We start from the raw sequence: 21,240 nt of genomic DNA, 5'->3' as shown, positions 1-21,240 counted from the left end.
CCGTGGGTAGGGCGGCCCCCGCCGCCCCGGACGCGCCGACCTCGTTCGGCCACGGAGCAGGAGGCAGCGCAATGCCCCAGGCCAGCACCGCGACCCGCACCCGATGGACCAACTGGGCCGGCAACCAGAGCGCCCACCCGGCCCGGACCGCCACCCCCGGCACCGCGGAGGAACTGGCCAAGGAGATCCTGCGCGCCGCCGAACAGGGCCGCAGCGTCAAGGCCGCCGGCTCCGGCCACTCCTTCACCGCGATCGCCTCCCCCGGCGACGGCCTGCTGGTCCGCCCCCACGCGCTCACCGCCGTCCGCGAGATCGACCGCGAGGCCGGCACCGTCACCGTCGAGTCCGGCCTCCCGCTGAGCCGCCTCAACCGGATCCTCGCCGCCGAGGGCCTCGCCCTCACCAACATGGGCGACATCGAGGTCCAGACCGTGGCCGGCGCCACCAGCACCGGCACCCACGGCACCGGCCGCGACTCCGGCTCCCTCGCCGCCCAGGTCCGCGCCCTGGAGATCGTCCTCGCCGACGGCACCGTCCGGCGCTGCTCCCCCACCGAGAACCCCCGGCTCTTCCAGGGCGCCCGGCTCGGCCTCGGCGCCCTCGGCGTGATCACCGCCCTCACCTTCGCCGTCGAACCCGCCTTCCTGCTCACCGCCCACGAGCAGCCGATGGGCTTCGACGAGGTACTGGAGCGCCTCGACGACCTCACCGCCGTCAACGAGCACTTCGAGTTCTACTGGTTCCCCCACACCGACCGCTGCTCCACCAAGCGCAACAACCGCAGCCAGGGCCCGGCCGCCCCGCTGCCCCGGTTCAAGGGCTGGCTGGAGGACGACTTCCTCTCCAACACCGTCTGGGAGGGCGCCTGCCGGGTCGGCCGCCGCTTCCCCGGCGCCATCCCCACCATCGCCTCGCTCGCCAGCCGCGCCTGGTCCGACCGCAGCTACACCGACACCTCCCACAAGGTGTTCACCAGCCCGCGCAGGGTCCGCTTCGTGGAGATGGAGTACGCCGTCCCGCGCGCGGCCGTCGCCGAGGTGCTGCGCGAACTGAAGGCCCTGGTCGAACGCTCCGACTGGAAGGTCAGCTTCCCGGTCGAGGTGCGCTTCGCCCCCGCCGACGACCTCTGGCTGTCCACCGCCTCCGGCCGGGACAGCGCCTACATCGCCGTCCACCTCTACCGGGGCACCCGTGACCCGGGCTACTTCACCGGAGTGGAACAGCTGATGTCCGCCCACCAGGGCCGCCCCCACTGGGGCAAGCTGCACACCCGGGACGCCGAGTACCTGGCCGGCGTCTACCCGCACTTCGGCGACTTCACGGCGCTGCGCGACGAGGTCGACCCGCAGCGCCTCTTCGGCAACGACTACCTGCGGCGCGTACTGGGGGCCTAGGACACCTAGGGCGTTTCCGCAGCCGGCGGTGGGACCACCGTCGGCTGCGCCGGGGCGTCGGTGGGCGTCGGCGGCTGGGGCGTGGACCCGTCCGTCGGCCCGCTGCCGCCGCCCGCCGACGGGGACGCGCCGCTCGAGGGGGTCGTGCTCGGAACGGCCGAGGGGGAGGCTGCGCCGCCGTGCTCGCCGTTGCCGCCGCTCGGGGTCCGGCCCGGCTCGCGGCTCGGCGGGGTGGACGCCGGGGCCGATGCGCCGCCGGAGGGCGCGCCGCCCGGTCCGCGCCCGCCGCCCCCGGTGGCCGGCCGCTCCGCGGGGGCGTCCTGCGGCGTGGACGACTTCGGGGTCACCGCGCCACCGAAGGACGTCCCGTTGCCGGACTCGCCCTTGACCGTCGCCGACACCGGCTGTCCGGTGGCCAGCTCGAACGCCAGGATCGGCGTCATCGCCAGCAGGAACACCAGCCCGGACACCGCCGCGTAGCTCTTCCAGCCCCACCGCCGACGCGCCCGCACCACCTGCGGCTCGTTCCACTCCGAGGTGATCACCGGCGGCCCGAGCGGCTCCGGCGCGGCCCGCTCGGGCTCCACCGGAACCTGGCGCAGGGAGTTCACGGTCTGGTTCGGCCCGCGGTCCACCGCCGCGCGCAGCTGCTGGCCGGTCCTCCTGAACGCGTGCTGGAACACCGCGCCGCCGGTGGTGGCCCCGATGCTGACCACCGCCGCGCCCATGATCGTGCCGTACACGCCGAGTTCCGAGGCGAGCAGCGCGCCCACCACCGCGGCCAGCGCGCTCGCCGCGACCTGAGCCACGCTCAGATCGATCCGCTTGCGCTCCTGCTTGCCGCCCTCCTCGGCGGGGCTCCGCTCCGGCATCAACATCCCTCGGTCCGTACGACTCTTACTCGAACAAGCCACTCCATCTTGCCCAAAGAAGGACACAAGGGGCGAAAATGCGGTTCTGCGCGCCAGGATTGTGTGAAGATGATCACCGTCCATCCGGCGGTGGTGCGCCGTTGGGGGCGCGCGCTCTTGAGATTCCCGTGAATCGCGGGAGACTTGAGCGGCGAGCCGCCCCTTCGGATGCCACGAATGGAGTACTGTTCGTAAAGCCCGAGCCTTGGGTCGACTTGTCGACTGTGCCTACACCGACAGCTTGACGAAGAGCCACTGAACGGGCACGCACGGCGACGCCGGTCCCGGATCGTCGCGAACACTCCGCGTGCGAGGACGGCCGGGACACCCAGGCGCGACGTCAACGGACGACGTGGCAAAGAGGCAACCGTGCCACATTGGTGTGACCGGGCGTAAGCCCGACACGCCGGGGAACTCAGCAAGGTTGTGGCCAGTCGCGAGTGGGCAGGCCACACTCAGTACGGGAGCAGCGACGCAGGTGACGTCGGCAGGCACCACCCGGGAGGTAACCGTGCCCGAACTGCGGGTTGTGGCCGTCAGCAACGACGGCACACGGCTGGTGCTCAAGGCTGCCGACAGCACGGAGTACACCCTCCCCATCGACGAGCGGCTGCGCGCCGCCATCCGCGGCGACCGGCCGCGCCTCGGCCAGATCGAGATCGAGGTCGAGAGCCACCTCCGCCCCCGGGACATCCAGGCGCGGATACGAGCCGGTGCCTCCGCCGAGGAGGTCGCCCAGGCCGCCGGCATCTCCGTCGACCGCGTCCGCCGCTTCGAGGGGCCGGTCCTCGCCGAGCGCGCCTTCATGGCCGAGCGCGCCCGCAAGACCGCCATCCGCCGCAACGGCGAGTCCCCCGGACCGCAGCTCGGCGAGGCCGTGGCCGAGCGGCTCGCGCTGCGCGGCGCCGAGAAGGACACCGAGCGCTGGGACTCCTGGCGGCGCGACGACGGCACCTGGGAGGTCATCCTCTCCTACCGTGCCGACGGCGAGGGCCGCAGTGCGTCCTGGACGTACGACCCGCCCCGGCGCCTGGTCCAGCCCAACGACGACGAGGCCCGCGCGCTGATCGGCGAGACGGTCGAGCGCGAGGAGGACTCGGTCTTCCCGTTCATCCCGCGGATCGCCCGGCTCCCCCAGGACCGGCCGCCCCGCCCGATGATCGACCGGCCCTCCGCCGACCGCATCATGTCGGCCCGCGAAGTCCGCGAGTCGCGGGAGGCCACCGCCGAGTCCCGGGACTCGCTGACCAGCCTGCTCGACGTGGTCCCCGCCTTCCGCGGCGACCTCGCCGTCGGCGGCCCCGCCCCGATCGAACCGGTGCCCGCCGAGGTCGCCGAGGAGAGCGAGGAACCGGCCGCGGCCGCCGCCCCGGCGGTCGGCGCGGGCTCGGCCTACGCCGACATCCTGATGCCGCGCGCCGTCGCCCCGCACCGCGAGCGCCTGGTCGGCACCACCGACCGGCAGGCCGAGGCGGACGGCGTCCGGCCCGGCCGCCGGGCCACCGTGCCCAGCTGGGACGAGATCGTCTTCGGCAGCCGGCGCAAGAAGCAGGAGTAGTCACCGACAAACGTCGGAGGGGCGGGAGGCCTGGCCTCCCGCCCCTCCGACGTGTCCGGGCTCAGCCCGGCTGGCCGGTCGCCGCCACCGGGCGGCTCGCGTCGCTCGACCACTCGCTCCACGAGCCCGGGTACAGCGTGGCGTCCAGGCCCGCCACCTCCATCGCCAGGATCTGGTGCGCCGCCGTCACGCCCGAACCGCAGTACACCGCGGTCCTGCGCTGCCCCGCACCGAACACCCGGAAGCGCGCGAGCAGTTCGGCGACCGGGCGGAACCGCCCGTCGGGGCGCACGTTCTCGGACGTCGGCGCCGAGACCGCACCCGGGATGTGCCCGGCCCGCGGGTCCACCGGCTCGGTCTCGCCGCGGTAGCGCTCCCCCGACCGGGCGTCCAGCAGCAGGCCGCTGCGCGCCCAGTCCGCGGCGCCGTCCGCGTCGACCGTCGGCAACTGCCCCGGCACCGGCTCGAAGTCGCCCGCGGCCGGCTCCGGCAGCTCGTCCGTCACCGGCAGCCCGGCCGCCTGCCAGGCCGCGAAGCCGCCGTCCAGCACCCGAACGTCCCGGTGGCCGGCCCAGCGCAGCAGCCACCAGGCCCGGGCCGCCGCCATCGAGGCGGCTCCGTCGTACACCACGACCGGCCGCCCGGCGCTCACCCCGAAGCCGCGCATCGCCGCGCCGAACTCCTCCGGGTCCGGCAGCGGGTGGCGCCCGCCGTGACCGGGGGCGCCGGGCGGGGCCGCGAGGTCCCGGTCCAGTTCGACGAAGTGGGCACCGGGCAGGTGCCCGGCCCGGTACTCCTCGGCCGCGGTCGGGCCGCCGGGTGCGGCGCCGACCAGCTGGTAGCGCACGTCCAGCAGCACCGGCGGACGCTCGGAGGCGAGCGCCTCCCCCAGTTCGGCCGCGGAGATCAGCGGGGAACCGTCGTTGAAGGTCGTCATGACGGCCATTGTCGCGCAGCGCGCCCCCGGGGCGTGTCCTGCGGATCCTCGCCCGGTCCGAGGCGCCGCGGGTCCACGCACCCCAACACCGCGGCGGGACCCGGCAAACCCGCAGGACACGCCCGAACCACGCCTCTTTGTGCGCTCTTTGCCGGACTTTCCGCGCGGGTCGAGGGTTGGGCGCGCGCCAGGGTGGAAGCATCACCCTCGCGCCCACGGATTTCCGTGCGCCAACCACCCCTGAGGAGGCCCGCATTGCCCGCGGTGGAACTCCGGCTGGCCCAGGGAACGCCCTGCTGGGTCAGCCTGCTGACCCACGACCTGCCCGGCGCCCGCGCCTTCTACGGCGAACTGCTCGGCTGGACGTACTCCCCCGGCCCCGGCCAACTCGGCGACTACGTACGGGCGGAGCTCGACGGGGCGCCTGTCGCCGGACTCGGTGTCTCCACCGCCACCGGCTTTCCGGTGCAGTGGACCACCTACTTCGCCGTGGACGACGCCGACCGCACCACCCAACTGGTGCGCGAGTGCGGCGGCACCGTCGCGGTCGGGCCTCTCCAGGCCGAGCGGGCGGGGCGGATGGCCATCGCCTCCGACGTCTCCGGCGCCGTCTTCGGCCTCTGGCAGGGCGAGGAGCACCTCGGCCGGGAGGCCGGGGCCGAACCGGGAGGCCCCGCCTGGGCCGAACTGCTCACCCCGGACGCCGACGGCGCCGCCACCTTCTACGGCTCCGTGCTCGACCGCCCGGTGCGGCCCGCCGTCGGCGGCTCCGCGCTGCTGGTGCACGGACGCCCGGTCGCGGGCATCCGCCACCACGCCGACCTGCGCGGCCACCCGCCGCGCTGGCGCACCCACTTCGCGGTCCGGGAAGCCGCGCTGACCACCCGTCACGCCGTCGAACTCGGCGGCCGCGTCCTGATCGAACCGCACGACACCGCCCGCGGCCGCGCCGCCCGGCTGGCCGACCCGCAGGGCGGGCACTTCTCGGTGCTCGAAGTCTAGGCCCTGGCAGCCGCTACGGAGAGGGTCCGTCCGCACGGCGACGGACCCTAGGCCTGCTGGTCCTCGAAGGGCAGCACGTCCGGGGAGAGCACCGAGGCGCGCGCGGTCGCGGCGGTCATCCGACGGCGGTGGTGGCGGCGGCACAGCACCTCGTAGCCGATCTCGTCGTCGCTCACCGAGATGTCGCCGATCACCACCTGGGCGCCCTCGACCACCATCACCCCGCCGACCGTACGGGCGTTGTGGGTCGCCCGCGCGCCGCACCAGCACAGCGCCTCGACCTGCAGCACCTCCACCCGGTCGGCCAGCTCGATCAGCCGCCGCGAACCCGGGAACAGCCGGGTGCGGAAGTCGGTGGTGATGCCAAAGGTGTAGACGTCGATGTCCAGCTCGTCCACCACCCGGGCCAACTGGTCGACCTGTTCGGCGGCGAAGAACTGGGCCTCGTCGCAGATCAGGTAGTCCACCCGGCCGCCGGCCGAGAGCCGCTGCACCACGTGCGCGTGGAAGTCGAAGTCGTCCGTCACCTCGACCGCGTCGGCGCGCAGGCCCAGCCGGCTGGAGATGGTGGCCGCGCCGGCCCGGTCGTTGCGGGTCAGGATGACGCCCTGCCGGCCGCGCGCGGTGTGGTTGTGGTCCATCTGCAGCGCCAGCGTCGACTTGCCGCAGTCCATCGTGCCCGAGAAGAACACCAGTTCAGCCATGGGTGGAGCAAAGGCCTTTCAGATCGAGTGAGTTCGGGCACGGAGAATGCAACGGTCCGGCTCAGCCCCGGACTTCGAGCAGCGGCACGAACTGCTCGACCGGGGTCATCGAGCCGTGGAGCCCGATCATCGCGGACTCGCCGGGCTCGTTGCGGGAGGCGGTGATCGCGATGTCGTCGCGCGCCGCGGCGACCACGTCACCGATCCGGTGGTAGACCCGCTCGTCGACGGTCGGTCCGAACCAGCCCGCGGCGATCGCCTCGTCCCGGGTGGCCACCCACATCCGGTCGCCCAGCACCTCGCTCCAGACCGTGTGCACGTCGGCCGCGGCCCCCGGCACGGCGTACACGTGCCGGGCCCGGCCCTCACCGCCGAGCAGGGCGACGCCGGCGCCGAGCTCCCAGTCCTCGTCGAAGTCGATCCGGTCCTCGGGCGCGATGTCGATCATGCCGTGGTCCGCGGTCACGTACATCGCCGAGCGCGGCGGCAGCTGCTCGGCCAGCCGACGGGCCAGCCGGTCCACCGCGTCCAGCGTCATCCGCCACTCGTCGGAGTCCACCCCGAAGCGGTGGCCCGCACCGTCCAGCTCACTGACGTAGGTGTACACCAGCGCCCGGTCGTGCTCGGCCAGCCAGGAGGCGGCCAGGTCCATCCGCTCCTCGCCGGTGGTGCGGCCCAGGAAGCTGCCGCCGGACAGCGCCACCCTGGTCAGCGGGGTCTGGGCGAACAGCGGGGAGGACACCTGGGCGGTCGCCACCCCGGCCCGCTGGGTCTGCTCGAAGACCGTCGGGTACGGCTGCCAGGCCTGCGGGTCGGTGTGCGGCTGCCAGCGCAGCTGGTTCATCAGGTAGTCGGCGCCCGGCACCGCCACCGTGTACCCGGCCAGGCCGTGCAGGCCCGGCGGCGTGCCGGTGCCGACCGAGGCCAGCGAGGTCGCGGTGGTGGACGGGAAGCCCGCGGTCAGCGGACGGCCGGTGCCGCCCATCGAGCTCCCGGCCAGCGAGGACAGGAACGGCGCGTACTCGGGGTGGCGCAGCAGCAGCTCCCAGCCCAGGCCGTCCACCAGGAACACCACCACCCGGTCGGCCGGGGCGATCGGCAGCGTCGCGGTGAACCCCGGGACGCCCAGGCCCGCCGCCACCGAGGGCAGCAGGTCGCAGAGCGAGCCGCTGCCGTACGGGGGCGCGGGGGCGGCGGCCGGGTCGAGGATCTCGAAGGCGTCGTAGCCGTCGGAGGGTGCGAAGGACATGGAACCGGATTCGTAGCGGTCGGAAACGCGGGCGGGAGCGCGAACGGGCACGCGGGCGGGAACTCGGACGGAAGCGGCCGGGTCCGGCGGGGTTCGGGTGGGGCTCAGGCCCGCGGGCCGTTGTCGATCGTCGCGTCGGACAGCGCCCGGGCGAACACCAGCGCCTGGGCCACCGTCTCCGGGCCGTCCCCGGCCTCGCTGACCCGCAGCGAGAGGTCGTCGGCCGTCGCCGAACCGGTGTAGCCGTGGTCCGCGTCGCAGTTCGGGTCCGAGCAGCCGGCCGGCTCCAGGTCCAGACGCTGCACGGCGCCCCAGCCGATCGTCAGCACCACCTCGCGCGGCAGCGTGCCGGGCGTGTAGGTCTCCGGGTTCGCCACCATCCGGCTCAGCACGACCGAGCCGATCCGGTCCAGCCGGACGCTCTCCGTCGAGGTCGTCGCGAACGGCACCGCGGGGCTGCCCGCGTCACCGGACTGCTCGTCGGTGTGGCTCACCACGAACCGGGTCGGGGTCAGCACCAGCACCGTCACGTGCCGGCGCACCTCGTTGGAGTCGAAGGTCGTCTCCTGGTGCACCAGGTAGGAGCTGATCGGCTCCGGGCCCACCGCGGACTCCACCGCCTCGGACACCAGGGCCGGGTAGTAGCCGCTGCGCTCGATCGCCGAACGCAGGTCCTGAGTGGTGGTGGTACCGGTCTTCGCCATAACTCCATCCTGGCATGGTCCGCCGACGAAGCGGGCGGCACGGCGCCGAGCTTCGGACATCAGCGCCAACGGGCAGGCGCAACCAAGGAAGGTTACAGCGTGCTCATCGCGCGCGGGCCCAGATCGCTGCGGACGGGCAGCGGTGCGACCCGAACCCGTGCCCCCAGGATCGCCAGCCCGTGCGGGGCGACGACCACCGGTTCGAGGTCCACCGAGGCGATCTCCGGGACGTCGTCCACCAGCTGCGAGACCCGCAGCAGCAGTTCCTCCAGCGCGTCGGTGTCCACCGCCTCGGCACCGCGCCAGCCGAACAGCAGCGGCGCCGCCCGCACCTCGCGGATCAGCCCGGCGACGTCCTGGTCGGTCGCCGGGACGAGCCGGTGGGCCACGTCGCCGAGCAGTTCGGCAGGGGCTCCGGCCAGGCCGAAGGACAGGATCGCGCCGACGGCCGGGTCGACCGTGGCGCCGATCACGGTGTCCACGCCGCGCGGGGCCAGTTGCTGCACCACCAGTTCGGCCCCGGCCGCGCCGCCGAGCAGGGCGTCCAGCTCGCGGTGGGCACGGCGCAGGCCCGGCTCGCCGGTGAGGTCCAACCGGACGCTGCCCAGGTCGGGGCGGTGGCGCAGGTGCGGGGCGGTCGCCTTCAGGGCCACCGGGTAGCCGAGCTGATCGGCGGCCCGGACCGCGGCCTCCTCGTCCGGGGCGGGCAGCGTGGGCGAGACGTCGATGCCGTAGCGGGCCAGCAGCGCCCGGGCCTCGGCGTCCGGCAGGGTGATCCGGGCGCCGCCCGGCTGGGTGCGCGCGGCTGTCGCGGCCCTGGTGCTCAGCGCCGCCTCCACCAGGGCGCGGGCGCCGGGCTCGTCGATCCGGTCCAGCTCCGGGACGCGCGCCGTCTCCTCCGCCTCGGCGGTACGGCGGCGCCACTGCGCGTAGTGCACGGCGTGCGCGAGGGCGCGCACGGCGCGCTCGGGCGCCGCGTAGGCCGGGATACCGCCGGGGCGCAGCCTGGTCGGCAGGTCGGTCAGGGCCAGGTGGGCCAGCACCAGGGGCTTGCCCAACTCCCGTGCACGCTCTCCCGCTTCGAGCAGGGCGGTGGCGATCTCCGGGTCGTCCGAGCCCATCTCCGGGTCGTCCGGGCCGGCCAGTCGGCCGCCCATGAAGGCGTGGGCGGAGGTGCCGATCGGGGGGATGGCGACGGCGATCACCGCGTCCACGGCGGGGTCGCTGAGCGCGACGTCCAGTGCGATCCGGAAGTTCTCGCCAGTGGCGGCGGTGGTGAGGTCGACGGGCGTGCACGGGCGCAGCCCGGCACTCAGGCAGGCGTCGTAGGTGAGCAGGCCGAGCGAGTCGGAGTTGCCGACCACCGCGACCCGGTCGCCGGGCGGCAGCGGCTGCTGGGCGAGCAGCTCCCCGGTGTCGAACAGCTCGGTGATGGTCGCCACTCTGGTCACCCCGGCCTGTTCGAACAGCGCGTCCACGGTGGCGTCGCGCAGACCGGTGGCGGTGGCCGGAACGGCGTGGCCGGGCGGCAGACTGCCGGTGTGCCGGGCTCCCTTGACCACCACCACCGGCTTGGCGGCGGCCAGGCGGCGGGCGATCCGGGTGAACTTGCGGGGGTTGCCGAAGGATTCCAGGTAGAGCAGCACCACCTCGGTGGCGTCGTCCTCGGCCCAGTACTGCAGGAAGTCGTTTCCGGAGACGTCCGAGCGGTTGCCGACCGAGGCGAAGGAGGAGACGCCGAGGCCGCGCCGGTGGGCGGCCTCCAGCAGGGCCACGCCGATCGCGCCGGACTGGCAGAAGATCCCGAAGCCGCCGCGGTCGGGCAGGTGGGGGGCGAGCGAGGCGTTCAGCGGGCGGTCGGGGTCGGTGTTGATCAGGCCGAAGGCGTTCGGGCCGATCACCCGCATCCCCGCCGCGCGGGCCTGGCGGACCAGGGCGCGCTGGCGGCCGCGGCCCTCCGGTCCGGTCTCCGCGTAGCCGGCGGTGACCACCACCAGACCCTGCACGCCGTGCGCGCCGCACTCGGCGACGGCCGCCGGGACGGCGCTCTCGGGAACGGCGATCACCGCGAGATCGACCGGCCCGGGAATGTCCAGAATCGAACGGTGGACCGGCACGCCGTCCAGCTCGGTGCCGGGCGGGGCGCCGCGGTTCACCGCGTAGACGGCGCGCGGGGCGTGCTCGGGCTCGTACCGGCTCGCGAACTCGGTGTCGAAGCTGCCGAGCAGGTCGCGCAGGAGGGCCCGGCCCACGGTCTGCGGGTTGCGGGAGACACCGATCACGGCCACCGAGCGCGGGGTCAGCAGCCGCTGCACCGAGCGGGCCTCGGCGCGGTGCTCGCGGGCGCGCATCACGGCGAGCGAGCGGTCGGTCTGCTCGAGGTCGAACTCCAGGTGCACCACGCCGTCGGTGAAGCTGCGGCGCTGGGTGTAACCGGCGTCGGTGAAGACCTTCACCATCTTGCGGTTCTCCGGCAGCACCTCGGCCTGGAAGCGGCGGATGCCGCGTTCCTGGGCCACCGCGGCGATGTGCTCCAGCAGGGCGGAGGCGACCCCCCGCCCCTGGTGGGCGTCCTGGACCAGGAATGCGACCTCGGCGTCCGTGCCGTGCTCGGAGGGACGGCCCTCGGCGTCGATCCGGTCATAGCGGACGGTGGCGATGAAGTGGTCCCGGACCACCACGGCGAGACCGACCCGGTTCACGAAGTCGTGGTGGGTGAAGCGGCGGACGTCCTTGTCGGACAGCCGCGGATAGGGGGCGAAGAAGCGGAAGTACTTGGACTGGTCCGAGACCTGCTCGTAGAACTCGACCAGTCGCCCGGCGTCGTCGGGAGTGATGGGCCGGATCCGGGCCGTGCCGCCGTCACGCAGCAGGACGTCGGCTTCCCAGTGCTGCGGATAGTCGGGTTGCGCGGGGTTCGCCACCGCGGGGTCTTCCACATTCGTCAGGTTATCCGGCGGCGGGCCGAATGGCGCCGGGCGCGTGCTCACGGCAGGGTGGACAGGACCACTGGCCGGGCCTTATGCCCCGAAAAGAAACAATCACAACTCCCGAACGCCACGCCTCGGAGGGGTTGCCTGCGTGCAACACTGGTCTAGACAACACGGTCGTTTCCCCCGCTCCCCCGAGCACGGCCGTGACCAGCTTCACCGGAAAGGCACGTCTCATGGCTGAGCGCCGCGTCACCATCGGTTGGGCCGAGGGCCTGCACGCCCGTCCCGCCTCCATCTTCGTCCGGGCCGTCACGGCCACCGGCGTGCCGATCACCATCGCCAAGCCGGGCGGCAACCCGGTCAACGCCGCCTCCATGCTCGGCCTCCTCGGCCTGGGCGCCCAGGGCGGCGAGGAGGTCATCCTGGCCTCCGACGCCCCGGGCGCCGACGAAGCCCTCGACCGCCTCGCCAAGCTGGTCTCCGAAGGCCTCGACGAGCTCCCCGCCGCCTGAGCCTCACAGCTGCCCGATCAGGGTGCCGCCACATCGTGGCGGCAGCCCGATCTGCTCTTCGGGCCCCGGACTCAGCCCTTGACGCAGACCACCTGCTTGAGGTGCGCGACCACCTCGACGAGGTCCTTCTGCTGGTCGATGACCTTCTCGATGTTCTTGTAGGCGCCCGGGATCTCGTCCACGACACCGCTGTCCTTGCGGCACTCCACGCCCGCGGTCTGCTCGGCCAGGTCACGTGTGGTGAACCGCTTCTTGGCGGCGTTGCGGCTCATCTTGCGGCCCGCGCCGTGCGAGGCGGAGTTGAACGAAGCCGCGTTGCCCAGGCCGCGGACGATGTAGGAACCCGTCCCCATCGAGCCCGGGATGATCCCGAGGTCGCCGGAGCCGGCCCGGATCGCGCCCTTGCGGGTCACCAGCAGGTCGACGCCGTCGTACCGCTCCTCCGCCACGTAGTTGTGGTGGCAGCTGATCACCTCGTCGAAGGTGACGTCCGCCTTGGCGAACTCACGCCGGACGACGTCCTGGAAGAGCGCCATCATGACCGCGCGGTTGTGCTTCGCGTACTCCTGCGCCCAGAAGAGGTCCTGGCGGTAGGCGGCCATCTCCGGGGTCTTCGCGAGGAACACCGCCAGGTCCTGGTCGACCAGGCCCTGGTTGTGCGAAAGCGATCGGGCGACGCCCATGTGGTGCTCCGCCAGCTCCTTGCCGATGTTCCGGGAGCCGGAGTGCAGCATCAGCCACACCGAACCGGACGTATCGATGCAGACCTCGCAGAAGTGGTTGCCGGCCCCGAGCGTTCCCATCTGCTGCATCGCCCGCTCGCGGCGCCACTTGACCTCCTCCGCGACCCCGTCGAAGCGCTGCCAGAAGTCGTCCCAGCCCGCCGCGCGGAAGCCGTGCAGCTTGGCCGGGTCGACCGGGTCGGTGTGGAGGCCCCGGCCGACCGGGATGGCCTGCTCGATCTTGGAGCGCAGGCCGGAGAGGCCGTCCGGGAGGTCCTCGGCGGTGAGGGAGGTCTTCACCGCGCTCATCCCGCAGCCGATGTCGACGCCGACCGCCGCCGGGCAGACCGCGCCCTTCATGGCGATGACGGAACCGACGGTCGCGCCCTTGCCCAGGTGGACGTCCGGCATCACGGCGAGGCCGTGCAGCCAGGGCAGGGAGCTGATGTTGCGCAGCTGCTGCAGGGCCGCTCCCTCGACCGTCGCCGGGTCGGTCCACATCCGGATCGGCACCCGGATTCCGGGCACCTCGGTGTACGTCATGGTTGAACGACCTCCAGCGGTCGGTGAGTTCAGAGGAAAGGGAATGCCGCGCGAATGCCGATCCCGGCGTGGCTCGGGGAAGTTCGGGGAAGGGCTGCGCTCAGGCAGCCGGAGCGGAACAGGGGAGGTACGGCCTTGGGGAGCGTCGTATGGTTCGCTCGACCCGCATGGTGACCGCCTCCCTTCGTTCCTCGCAGTTCGCACGTGCTGTGCGTCGTGGAACATCTATCCACGGAACCGGACACGGCCGCAAGGGATTTAAAAACGCGTCCGGCCCGGCGGAGCGAAAGCGCTCCACCGGGCCGAACGAGAAGCAACCGCAGGCGTCAGCTGATGACGGTGACCTCGCCGATCCCGAGCGCCCGCACGTCCGCCTCGATCTCGGCGGCGTCGCCGACCAGGACGGTGACCAGGCGGTCCGGCGGGAAGGCCGCGACCACGGCCTCGGTGGCCGCGGCGGTGGGCAGTTCGGCCAGCTGCCGGTAGACCTCGGCCTGGTAGTCGTCCGGGAGGTTCTGCTCGACCTGGTCGGCCAGGGTGCCGGCGACCGAGCCCGCGGTCTCGTACTTCAGCGGTGCGACGCCGACCAGGAACTGCACGGCCTCGTCGCGCTCGGCGTCGGTGAGGCCCTCGGCGGCGAGGTCGCGCAGGATGGTCCAGGTGTCGGCGAGCGCGGGGGCGGTGGAGGCGGTGTCCACCGAGCCGCTGATGGCGAGCAGCGAGCGCCCGCTGCCGTCCGCGGCGGAGCGCAGCGGCTGGGCGAAGGCGCGGACGCCGTAGGTGTAGCCCTTCTCCTCGCGCAGGACGCGGTCGAGGCGGGAGGTGAGGGTGCCGCCGAGGCAGTAGGTGCCGAGGATCTGGGCGGCCCAGACCGGGTCGTGGCGGTCGGGGCCGATCCGGCCGATCAGCAGCTGGGTCTGGACGGAGCCGGGCCGGTCGACGATGACGACGCGGCCGCGGTCGTCGCCGGTGACCGGGGCGTGGACGGAGGGTTCGGCGGCGGAGCCGGTCCAGGCGCCGAGGGTGCTCTCCAGCAGGGCGGGCAGGTCGACGCCGGTGAGGTCGCCGACCACCACGACGGTGGTGGTGGCGGGGCGCACGTGGGCGTCGTAGAAGGCCTTGACGGCGGCGCGGTCGATCGACTTGACGGTGTCGGCGGTGCCGCTGCGGGGCCGGGAGAGGCGGTCCGCGGCGTCGAAGAGCTCGGCGTAGAGGGCCTTGGCGGCGCGCCGGGCGGGGTTGGCCTGCTCGTGGACGATCTCGTCGAGGCGGTTGGCGACGAGGCGCTCGATCTCCTCGGCGGGGAGGGCGGGGGCGCGCAGGGCGTCGGCGAGCAGGGTGAGGCCGCGCTGGAGCCGGGAGGCGGGGACCTCCAGGGCGACCCGGATGCACGGGTGGTCGGCGTGGGCGTCGAGGGTGGCACCGGCGCGTTCGAGCTCGCCGGCGAACTCCTCGGCGCTGAGGGTGTCGGTGCCCTCGCTGAGGGCCCGGGCGAGGATGGCGGCGATGCCGTCGAGGCCCTCGGGCTCGGCGGCGAGCGGGGCGTCGAGGAGGACCTCGACGGCGACCAGCTGCTGGCCGGGCCGGTGGCAGTGCAGGACGGTGATGCCGTTGCCGAGGGCGGCGCGCTCGGGGGCGGGGAACGCCCACGGGCTGGGGGTGCCGGGCGTGGGCTGGGGGTGGAAGGTCATCGCGGGGACGTAGTCGGTGCTCATACGGCGGCACCCTCCTCTTCGGAAGCGGCGTCGGAAGCGTCGGCGGCGGTCGCGGTCGGCTCGTAGACGAGGACGGCCCGGTTTTCGGGGTGGAGTCGGGCCTCGGCGACGGCCTTGACCTCTTCGGCGGTGACGTCGAGCACCTTGGGGAGGGCCTCGTTCAGCAGCTTGGGGTCGCCGAACAGGACGGCGTAGCGGCAGAGTTCGTCGGCGCGGCCGGCGACGGTGGTGAGCCGGTCGAGCCACTCGCGCTCGATCTGGGCCTGGGCGCGCTCGAGTTCCTCGGCGGTGGGGCCCTCGGCGGCGAAGCGGGCGAGTTCCTCGTCGACGGCGGCGTCGATCTGCGCGATGGTGGCGTCGCCGGAGGTCTTGACGTCGAGCCAGCCGAGGCTGGGGGCGCCGGCGAGGCGCAGCAGGCCGAAGCCGGCGGCGACCGCGGTGCGGTCGCGGCGGACGAGCCGGTTGTAGAGGCGGCTGGACTCGCCGCTGCCGAGGATGGTGAGGGCGAGGTCGGCGGCGTCGGCCTCGCGGGTGCCGTCCTGGGGCAGGCGGTAGGCGGCCATCAGGGCGCGGGAGGGGACGTCCTCGGTGAGGTTCTGCCGGAGTTCGCGGCCGATGGTGTCGGGGAGTTCGCCGGAGCGCGGGGGCTGTTTGCCGTCGTGGGCGGGGATGGAGCCGAAGTACTTCTCGACCCAGGCGATGGTCTGCTCGGGGTCGATGTCGCCGACGATGGACAGCACCGCGTTGTTGGGCGCGTAGTAGGTGCGGAAGAACGCGCGGGCGTCGTCGAGGGTGGCGGCGTCGAGGTCGGCCATGGAGCCGATGGGGGTGTGGTGGTACGGGTGGCCGTCGGGGAAGGAGAGCGCGGTGAGCTTCTCGAAGGCGGTGCCGTACGGGACGTTGTCGTAGCGCTGGCGGCGTTCGTTCTTGACGACGGCGCGCTGGTTCTCCATGGACGTCTCGTCGAGGGCGGCGAGCAGGGAGCCCATCCGGTCGGCCTCCAGCCAGAGGGCGAGCTCCAGCTGGTGGGCGGGCATGGTCTCGTAGTAGTTGGTGCGCTCGAAGCTGGTGGTGCCGTTGAGCGAGCCGCCGGCGCCCTGGACGAGTTCGAAGTGCCCGTTGTTGGAGACGTTCGCGGAGCCCTGGAACATCAGGTGCTCGAAGAGGTGGGCCAGGCCGGTGCGGCCCTTGACCTCGTGGCGGGAGCCCACGTCGTACCAGAGGCAGACGGCGGCGACCGGGGTGAGGCGGTCCTCGGAGAGGACGACGCGCAGGCCGTTGGCCAGGCGGTGCTCGGTGATGGCGATGCCTCGGCTGGAGGCGGGGGCCGGGTTGGCCATGCGCTCGGGTCCTTCCCGTCGTCGATGTCGGGGTTCGTGTGGCGTCCCCCATTGTGGTGCAACGCGCGTGGGGCGTGTTCGTGCCCGCGCGGAAGTGGCGTTCGCCAGGGGCGGAAGAGGGCCGCTGACCGGGAGTGTCGGCGCGAGGGTCCACAATGGGGGCGCCGCGCCCTGTTGACCGCGCCCGGTTGACGGGTCCCGGAGGCAGGACGGCGAAGCGGACGGCTACGTCCGTCCGAGGATTTGACCGGCGGCCGACGACCGGCCGACGACCCAGCCAGTGACACGTAAGGGAGCCCCGCCGCGATGGCCCGCCGCAGTTCGCAGACCCCGCCGCCCGGAGACTTCGAGGAGCGGATCCTTGACGTCGACGTCGTGGACGAGATGCAGGGCTCCTTCCTGGAGTACGCCTACTCGGTGATCTACTCGCGTGCGCTGCCTGACGCGCGGGACGGTCTGAAGCCGGTGCACCGCCGGATCCTGTACCAGGCCAACGAGATGGGCCTGCGCCCGGACCGCGCGCACGTGAAGTGCGCCCGGGTGGTGGGCGAGGTGATGGGTCGGCTGCACCCGCACGGTGACGCGTCGATCTACGACTCCGTGGTGCGCATGGCGCAGCCGTTCTCGATGCGGCTGCCGCTGATCGACGGGCACGGCAACTTCGGTTCGCTGGGCAACGACGATCCGCCGGCGGCGATGCGCTACACCGAGTCGCGGCTGACCGCGGCCTCGATGGCGATGGTGGAGTCGATCCACGAGGACACCGTCGACTTCGGGCCGAACTACGACGGCAGCGAGCAGGAGCCGCTGGCGCTGCCGGCCGCGTTCCCGAACCTGCTGGTGAACGGCGCGACGGGCATCGCGGTGGGCATGGCGACGAACATGCCGCCGCACAACCTGTCCGAGGTGGTGGCGGCGGCCCGGCACCTGATCAAGCACCCGAGCGCGGACCTGGACACGCTGATGCGCTTCGTGCCCGGTCCCGACCTGCCGACGGGCGGGCGGATCGTGGGCCTGTCGGGGATCCGGGACGCGTACGAGTCGGGCCGCGGCACGTTCAAGATCCGGGCCACCGCGACGGTGGAGTCGGTGACGGCGCGCCGCAAGGGCATCGTGGTGACCGAGCTGCCGTACAACGTCGGCCCGGAGAAGGTCATCTCGAAGATCAAGGACCTGGTCAACGCGAAGAAGCTGCAGGGGATCGCGGACGTCAAGGACCTGACCGACCGCGAGCACGGGCTGCGGCTCGTGATCGAGGTGAAGAACGGCTTCGTGCCGGAGGCGCTGCTGGAGCAGCTCTACAAGCTGACGCCGATGGAGGAGACCTTCGGCATCAACAACGTGGCGCTGGTGGACGGGCAGCCGCTGACGCTGGGCCTGAAGGAGCTGCTGGAGGTCTACGTCGACCACCGGTTCACGGTGGTGCGCCGGCGCAGCGACTTCCGGCGCCGCAAGCGCGAGGAGCGGCTGCACCTGGTCGAGGGTCTGCTGGTGGCCCTGGTCGACATCGACGAGGTCATCGCGATCATCCGGTCGAGTGACAACGCCCAGCAGGCGAAGGAGCGCCTGATGGAGCGCTTCTCGCTGTCGGAGACGCAGACCGGGTACATCCTGGACACCCCGCTGCGCCGGCTGACCAGGTTCGACCGGGTGGAGCTGGAGCAGGAGAAGGCGAAGCTGACCTCGGAGATCGCCGAGCTGACCGAGATCCTGGAGTCGGACAGCAAGCTGCGCAGCGTGGTGTCGTCCGAACTGGGTGCGGTGTCCAAGCAGTTCGGCACGGAGCGGCGGACGGTGCTGCTGGAGGCGGGGGCGGCTCCGTCGGCGGCGCTGTCGGTGCCACTGGAGGTCGCGGACGACCCGTGCCGGGTGCTGCTGTCGTCGACGGGGCTGCTGGCGCGGACGGCGGACGGCGAGCCGTTCGAGCTGTCGGAGAAGCGGGCGAAGCACGACGTGATCGTCTCGGCGGTGCCAGCGACGGCCCGGGCGGACGTGGGTGTGGTGACGTCGGCGGGCCGGGTGCTGCGGCTGCCGGTGATCGACCTGCCGGCGCTGCCGCCGACGCCTTCGCCGACGCTGGCGGGCGGCGCCGCGGTGGGCGAGTTCCTGCGGCTGGAGGCCGGGGAGCGGGTGCTGGCGCTGACCACGCTGGACGAGTCCTCGCCGGGGCTGGCACTGGGCACCGTGCAGGGTGTGGTGAAGCGGGTGGTGCCGGAGTGGCCGGCGAACAAGGACGAGTTCGAGGTGATCGCCCTCAAGGACGGTGACGAGCTGGTGGGTGCGGTCGAACTGCGCACCGGCGAGGAGGACTTGGTCTTCGTCACCTCGGACGCCCAGTTGCTGCGCTTCCCGGCGGGCCAGGTCCGTCCGCAGGGCCGCCCGGCGGGTGGCATGGCGGGCATCAAGCTGGCGGACGGCGCCAGGGTGCTGTCGTTCACGGCGGTGGATCCGGCCGCGGACGCGGTGGTGGTCTCGGTGGCGGCGGCTTCGGGCACGCTGTCCGGTGACGAGCAGACGTCCTGGAAGGTCACCCCGTTCGAGCAGTACCCGCGCAAGGGCCGGGCGACCGGCGGCGTGCGCTGCCAGCGCTTCCTGCGCGGGGAGGACGGCCTGGCGTTCGCCTGGGTCGGTGCCGCCCCGGCCAGGGCCGCCACCGCCAAGGGTGCGCCGGTCGACCTTCCGGAGCGCGATCCGCGCCGGGACGGTTCGGGCACCCCGGTGACGACTCCGATCGCGGTGGTCGCCGGCCCGGCGTAGCCGGGGTTCAGGAGGGCGGGGTGCTCGTGGGCGCCCCGCCCTCCGGCGTGGTCGGAGGCCCCGCTCCGGTGCGTCCGGGGGTTCCCTCCGGGGTGCCCGCTCCGGGTGCGTCCGGGGTGCCCGCTCCGGTGCGTCCGGGCCCCTCGCAGGCGGCCGGGCCGGGCTGAACCGCTGAGGGTAGCCTTGCCTAGATGAGCACCTGTACGACCGTTTCGTGTGAACTTGCGGAGCCGCTGGCCGCGACCGCCGCGGTGGCGACCACCTGGCTGCTGGTGGAGCAGAACGGCCCGTGGGGCGCGAAGGCACTGGGCGAGAGCCACCTCGACCGGGCGACCGGGCGGGCCCTGGAGGCCGCCGCCGCCGGTACGGGCGTGCGGGTGGCGCTGATCCGGCGGCCGGGCCGGCACGCGGACTGCCCGCCGACGACGCGGCACGGGGTGGTCGTCGCACACACGGTGCCGGGCCGCGGCTGGGTGCGCCGGGCACAGGTGGTGGACCCGGCGGAGCTGCTGGAGCTGGACTTCGCGGCGCTGGGCGCCGGCGACCACACGGGTTTCGGCGCGGAGCACGTCGGCGGCCCGATGGCGCTGGTGTGCACCAACGGCCGCCGGGACCGCTGCTGCGCGCTGCTGGGCCGGCCGCTCGCGGCGGAGCTGGCGGCGGCCGGGCACAGCGAGGTGTGGGAGGTGACCCACCTTGGCGGGCACCGCTTCGCCCCCACGATGCTGGTGCTGCCGTACGGCTACGCGTACGGGCGGCTGACGCCGGAGAGCGCCAAGGACGTGCTGGCGGCGACCGCGGCCGGGCACATGGTGCCGGAGTGGTCGCGGGGCTGCTCGGGCTGGGAGCGCCCGGGGCAGGCGGCCGAGCACGCGGTGCGGCTGGCGACCGGCGAGACCGGGGCGGACGCGCTGACCGTGGCGCAGCGGCCGGACGGCGAGGGGCGCTGGCTGGTGCGCGTGGTGCACCGGGACGGCCGGGCCTGGGAGGTGGACGTGATCGAGACGGTGAGCGAGCCGCCGCGTCCGGAGAGCTGCGGCAAGGCGGCGGGGACGCCGTCGCGGATGGACGTGCTGTCGGTCCGGGGCGTGTAGCGGCCCCGCGCCCGTGGGGGTGAGCGCGGGACCGCGACGCCGGACGGGCCCGATCAGGCCCGATCAGGTCCGCTCAGGCCGGATCAGCCGGTGGCCTTGCCGACGAACTCCGTGGTGTACGTCCGGGACAGGTCGATCGTCCCCTCCTTGCCCTGGACGTCCGGGTGGAAGGCGGCGAGCACCGCGAGCACGGTCCTGGGCCCGTCGGCGGGCATCACCCCGTCGGTGGTGAACATCGGCAGGGTGGACTTGATCGCCGCCGCGTACTGCGCGGGGCCGCCCTGGGCGTAGTCGGCGGGCATCTGCGCGGCGATCTCCTCCGGGCTGTGGGTGGACATCCACTTGAGGGTCTTCACGAAGGCGTTGGCGAGCTTCTGGGTGGTGTCCTTGTTCTTCTCCACCCACTCGGTGCTCATGTACAGCGAGGACGACGGGTACAGCCCGCCGAGCGCCTGGCGCGAGCCCTCGGGGGTGCGCATGTCGTAGAGGACCTTGCCGAGGCCCTTGTCGAGGACGTTGGCGACGGTCGGGTCGGTGGTCATCCCGGCGTCGATGCTGCCCTGCTGGAGGGCGGCGACGAAGGTCTGGCCCGCGCCGACGGCGATCGGGCTGAAGTCGCTGACGGAGGCGCCGTTCTTGACCGCGAGGTACTTGGTGAGGAAGTCGGTGGAGGAGCCGATGCTGGTGACGCCGAGCTTCCTGCCCTTGAACTCGGCGCCGGACTTGATGGCGTCGGCCTGCTTGGTGGAGACCAGTTCGACCTCGCCGGGGGCCTGGGCGAACTGCACCACGGACTCGACGTGCTTGCCCTTGGCCTGCAGGTCGATGGTGTGGTCGTAGAAGCCGACGGCGCCCTGGACGTCCCCCGCCAGCAGCGCGGTGGTGGCGTTGACGCCGGCCGGCTCGGTCAGCAGCTCGACGTTGACCCCGGCGTCGGCGAAGTAGCCGAGCCGCTGGGTGAGCATCGCGGGCAGGTAGATGACCTTGTCCAGGCCGCCGACCATGATCTTGACCTTGGGGCCGTCGACCTGCCTGCCGGCCGGGGCGGCGGCGCCGTGGGCGGAGGTGGCGGCGTCGTTGGCGCAGGCGGAGAGCGGGAGGAGCAGGACGGCGGCGAGGGCGGCGACGGCTGATCTGCGCATCACGGGGGGAGCCTCTCTTCTTA

16 protein-coding genes are annotated in these 21,240 nt (G+C 73.2%); 6 read left to right on the top strand and 10 right to left on the bottom strand.

Features of this window, described 5'->3' with window-relative positions; translation table 11 throughout:
- The first annotated feature begins 71 nt into the window (after window positions 1-71).
- Window positions 72-1,394: a D-arabinono-1,4-lactone oxidase gene (locus HS99_RS24985; RefSeq protein WP_030285461.1), complete on the top strand. Its 1,323-nt coding sequence runs from the start codon at window positions 72-74 to the stop codon at window positions 1,392-1,394.
- A 5-nt stretch (window positions 1,395-1,399) separates the two neighbouring features.
- On the opposite strand, the gene HS99_RS24980 is transcribed toward HS99_RS24985, so the two are convergent.
- Window positions 1,400-2,266: a hypothetical protein gene (locus HS99_RS24980; protein ID WP_141763804.1), complete on the bottom strand. Its 867-nt coding sequence runs from the start codon at window positions 2,264-2,266 to the stop codon at window positions 1,400-1,402.
- 517 nt (window positions 2,267-2,783) lie between these two features.
- Between HS99_RS24980 and sepH the strand changes: the two genes are divergently transcribed.
- The gene (gene sepH, locus HS99_RS24975) at window positions 2,784-3,863 is read left to right on the top strand and encodes a septation protein SepH (RefSeq protein WP_072654586.1); all 1,080 of its coding nucleotides are present in this window, start codon (window positions 2,784-2,786) and stop codon (window positions 3,861-3,863) included.
- A gap of 61 nt (window positions 3,864-3,924) precedes the next feature.
- Here sepH and HS99_RS24970 read toward each other — a convergent pair whose 3' ends face one another.
- Complete coding sequence (locus HS99_RS24970) at window positions 3,925-4,800, bottom strand: sulfurtransferase (RefSeq protein ID WP_030285455.1); 876 nt, start codon at window positions 4,798-4,800, stop codon at window positions 3,925-3,927.
- A gap of 264 nt (window positions 4,801-5,064) precedes the next feature.
- Between HS99_RS24970 and HS99_RS24965 the strand changes: the two genes are divergently transcribed.
- A complete protein-coding gene (locus HS99_RS24965) occupies window positions 5,065-5,802 on the top strand; it encodes a VOC family protein (protein WP_305953123.1) in 738 nt (245 codons plus the stop codon).
- Between the two features lie 47 nt (window positions 5,803-5,849).
- Here the strand turns inward: HS99_RS24965 and HS99_RS24960 are convergent, their stop codons facing one another.
- The 4 genes from HS99_RS24960 to HS99_RS24945 all read right to left on the bottom strand — a co-directional run bounded on the left by HS99_RS24960 (window position 5,850) and on the right by HS99_RS24945 (window position 11,398).
- Window positions 5,850-6,506: a thymidine kinase gene (locus HS99_RS24960; RefSeq protein ID WP_030285451.1), complete on the bottom strand. Its 657-nt coding sequence runs from the start codon at window positions 6,504-6,506 to the stop codon at window positions 5,850-5,852.
- Window positions 6,507-6,567: 61 nt separating this feature from the next.
- Entirely contained in the window at window positions 6,568-7,755 is a 1,188-nt protein-coding gene (locus HS99_RS24955) for an alkaline phosphatase family protein (protein WP_030285449.1), read from the bottom strand.
- A gap of 104 nt (window positions 7,756-7,859) precedes the next feature.
- Window positions 7,860-8,459, bottom strand: coding sequence for a DUF5998 family protein (locus HS99_RS24950; RefSeq protein ID WP_030285446.1), 600 nt, complete (start codon window positions 8,457-8,459; stop codon window positions 7,860-7,862).
- Between the two features lie 92 nt (window positions 8,460-8,551).
- Window positions 8,552-11,398, bottom strand: coding sequence for a bifunctional acetate--CoA ligase family protein/GNAT family N-acetyltransferase (locus HS99_RS24945; RefSeq protein WP_232543227.1), 2,847 nt, complete (start codon window positions 11,396-11,398; stop codon window positions 8,552-8,554).
- Between the two features lie 227 nt (window positions 11,399-11,625).
- On the opposite strand from HS99_RS24945, the gene HS99_RS24940 reads away from it, so the two are divergent.
- Window positions 11,626-11,904, top strand: a complete 279-nt coding sequence (locus tag HS99_RS24940) for an HPr family phosphocarrier protein (RefSeq protein ID WP_030285442.1) — start codon at window positions 11,626-11,628, stop codon at window positions 11,902-11,904.
- Between the two features lie 71 nt (window positions 11,905-11,975).
- Here HS99_RS24940 and HS99_RS24935 read toward each other — a convergent pair whose 3' ends face one another.
- The 3 genes from HS99_RS24935 to HS99_RS24925 form a co-directional block, all read right to left on the bottom strand.
- Window positions 11,976-13,169, bottom strand: coding sequence for an RtcB family protein (locus HS99_RS24935; protein ID WP_030285440.1), 1,194 nt, complete (start codon window positions 13,167-13,169; stop codon window positions 11,976-11,978).
- A 326-nt stretch (window positions 13,170-13,495) separates the two neighbouring features.
- Window positions 13,496-14,860, bottom strand: a complete 1,365-nt coding sequence (locus HS99_RS24930) for a M16 family metallopeptidase (protein ID WP_043388764.1) — start codon at window positions 14,858-14,860, stop codon at window positions 13,496-13,498.
- A 20-nt stretch (window positions 14,861-14,880) separates the two neighbouring features.
- Window positions 14,881-16,224 carry a M16 family metallopeptidase gene (locus tag HS99_RS24925; protein ID WP_030285436.1) on the bottom strand — a complete coding sequence of 448 codons (1,344 nt, stop codon included), beginning with the start codon at window positions 16,222-16,224 and terminating at the stop codon, window positions 14,881-14,883.
- Window positions 16,225-16,530: 306 nt separating this feature from the next.
- Here HS99_RS24925 and HS99_RS24920 point away from each other — a divergent pair, with 306 nt between their 5' ends.
- On the top strand, window positions 16,531-18,981 hold the full coding sequence (locus HS99_RS24920) for a DNA gyrase/topoisomerase IV subunit A (protein WP_030285434.1): 2,451 nt from the start codon (window positions 16,531-16,533) through the stop codon (window positions 18,979-18,981).
- A 191-nt stretch (window positions 18,982-19,172) separates the two neighbouring features.
- Window positions 19,173-20,075, top strand: coding sequence for a ferredoxin family protein (locus tag HS99_RS24915; protein WP_030285431.1), 903 nt, complete (start codon window positions 19,173-19,175; stop codon window positions 20,073-20,075).
- Window positions 20,076-20,158: 83 nt separating this feature from the next.
- On the opposite strand, the gene HS99_RS24910 is transcribed toward HS99_RS24915, so the two are convergent.
- Complete coding sequence (locus HS99_RS24910) at window positions 20,159-21,217, bottom strand: ABC transporter substrate-binding protein (protein ID WP_030554053.1); 1,059 nt, start codon at window positions 21,215-21,217, stop codon at window positions 20,159-20,161.
- Window positions 21,218-21,240 lie beyond the last annotated feature (23 nt).

Source organism: Kitasatospora aureofaciens (genome assembly GCF_001188955.3).
Taxonomy (GTDB): Bacteria; Actinomycetota; Actinomycetes; order Streptomycetales; family Streptomycetaceae; genus Kitasatospora; species Kitasatospora aureofaciens.
The sequence above is the reverse complement of the archived record's forward strand: the minus strand, read 5'-3'. Positions and strand labels throughout refer to the sequence as shown.

Coding starts and splice junctions, on each gene's coding strand:
- HS99_RS24985 (WP_030285461.1), top strand. CDS start 72: ATGCCCCAGGCCAGCACCGCGACCCGCACCCGATGGACCAACTGGGCC.
- HS99_RS24980 (WP_141763804.1), bottom strand. CDS start 2,266: ATGCCGGAGCGGAGCCCCGCCGAGGAGGGCGGCAAGCAGGAGCGCAAG.
- HS99_RS24970 (WP_030285455.1), bottom strand. CDS start 4,800: ATGACGACCTTCAACGACGGTTCCCCGCTGATCTCCGCGGCCGAACTG.
- HS99_RS24960 (WP_030285451.1), bottom strand. CDS start 6,506: ATGGCTGAACTGGTGTTCTTCTCGGGCACGATGGACTGCGGCAAGTCG.
- HS99_RS24955 (WP_030285449.1), bottom strand. CDS start 7,755: ATGTCCTTCGCACCCTCCGACGGCTACGACGCCTTCGAGATCCTCGAC.
- HS99_RS24950 (WP_030285446.1), bottom strand. CDS start 8,459: ATGGCGAAGACCGGTACCACCACCACTCAGGACCTGCGTTCGGCGATC.
- HS99_RS24940 (WP_030285442.1), top strand. CDS start 11,626: ATGGCTGAGCGCCGCGTCACCATCGGTTGGGCCGAGGGCCTGCACGCC.
- HS99_RS24935 (WP_030285440.1), bottom strand. CDS start 13,169: ATGACGTACACCGAGGTGCCCGGAATCCGGGTGCCGATCCGGATGTGG.
- HS99_RS24930 (WP_043388764.1), bottom strand. CDS start 14,860: ATGACCTTCCACCCCCAGCCCACGCCCGGCACCCCCAGCCCGTGGGCG.
- HS99_RS24925 (WP_030285436.1), bottom strand. CDS start 16,224: ATGGCCAACCCGGCCCCCGCCTCCAGCCGAGGCATCGCCATCACCGAG.
- HS99_RS24920 (WP_030285434.1), top strand. CDS start 16,531: ATGGCCCGCCGCAGTTCGCAGACCCCGCCGCCCGGAGACTTCGAGGAG.
- HS99_RS24915 (WP_030285431.1), top strand. CDS start 19,173: ATGAGCACCTGTACGACCGTTTCGTGTGAACTTGCGGAGCCGCTGGCC.
- HS99_RS24910 (WP_030554053.1), bottom strand. CDS start 21,217: ATGCGCAGATCAGCCGTCGCCGCCCTCGCCGCCGTCCTGCTCCTCCCG.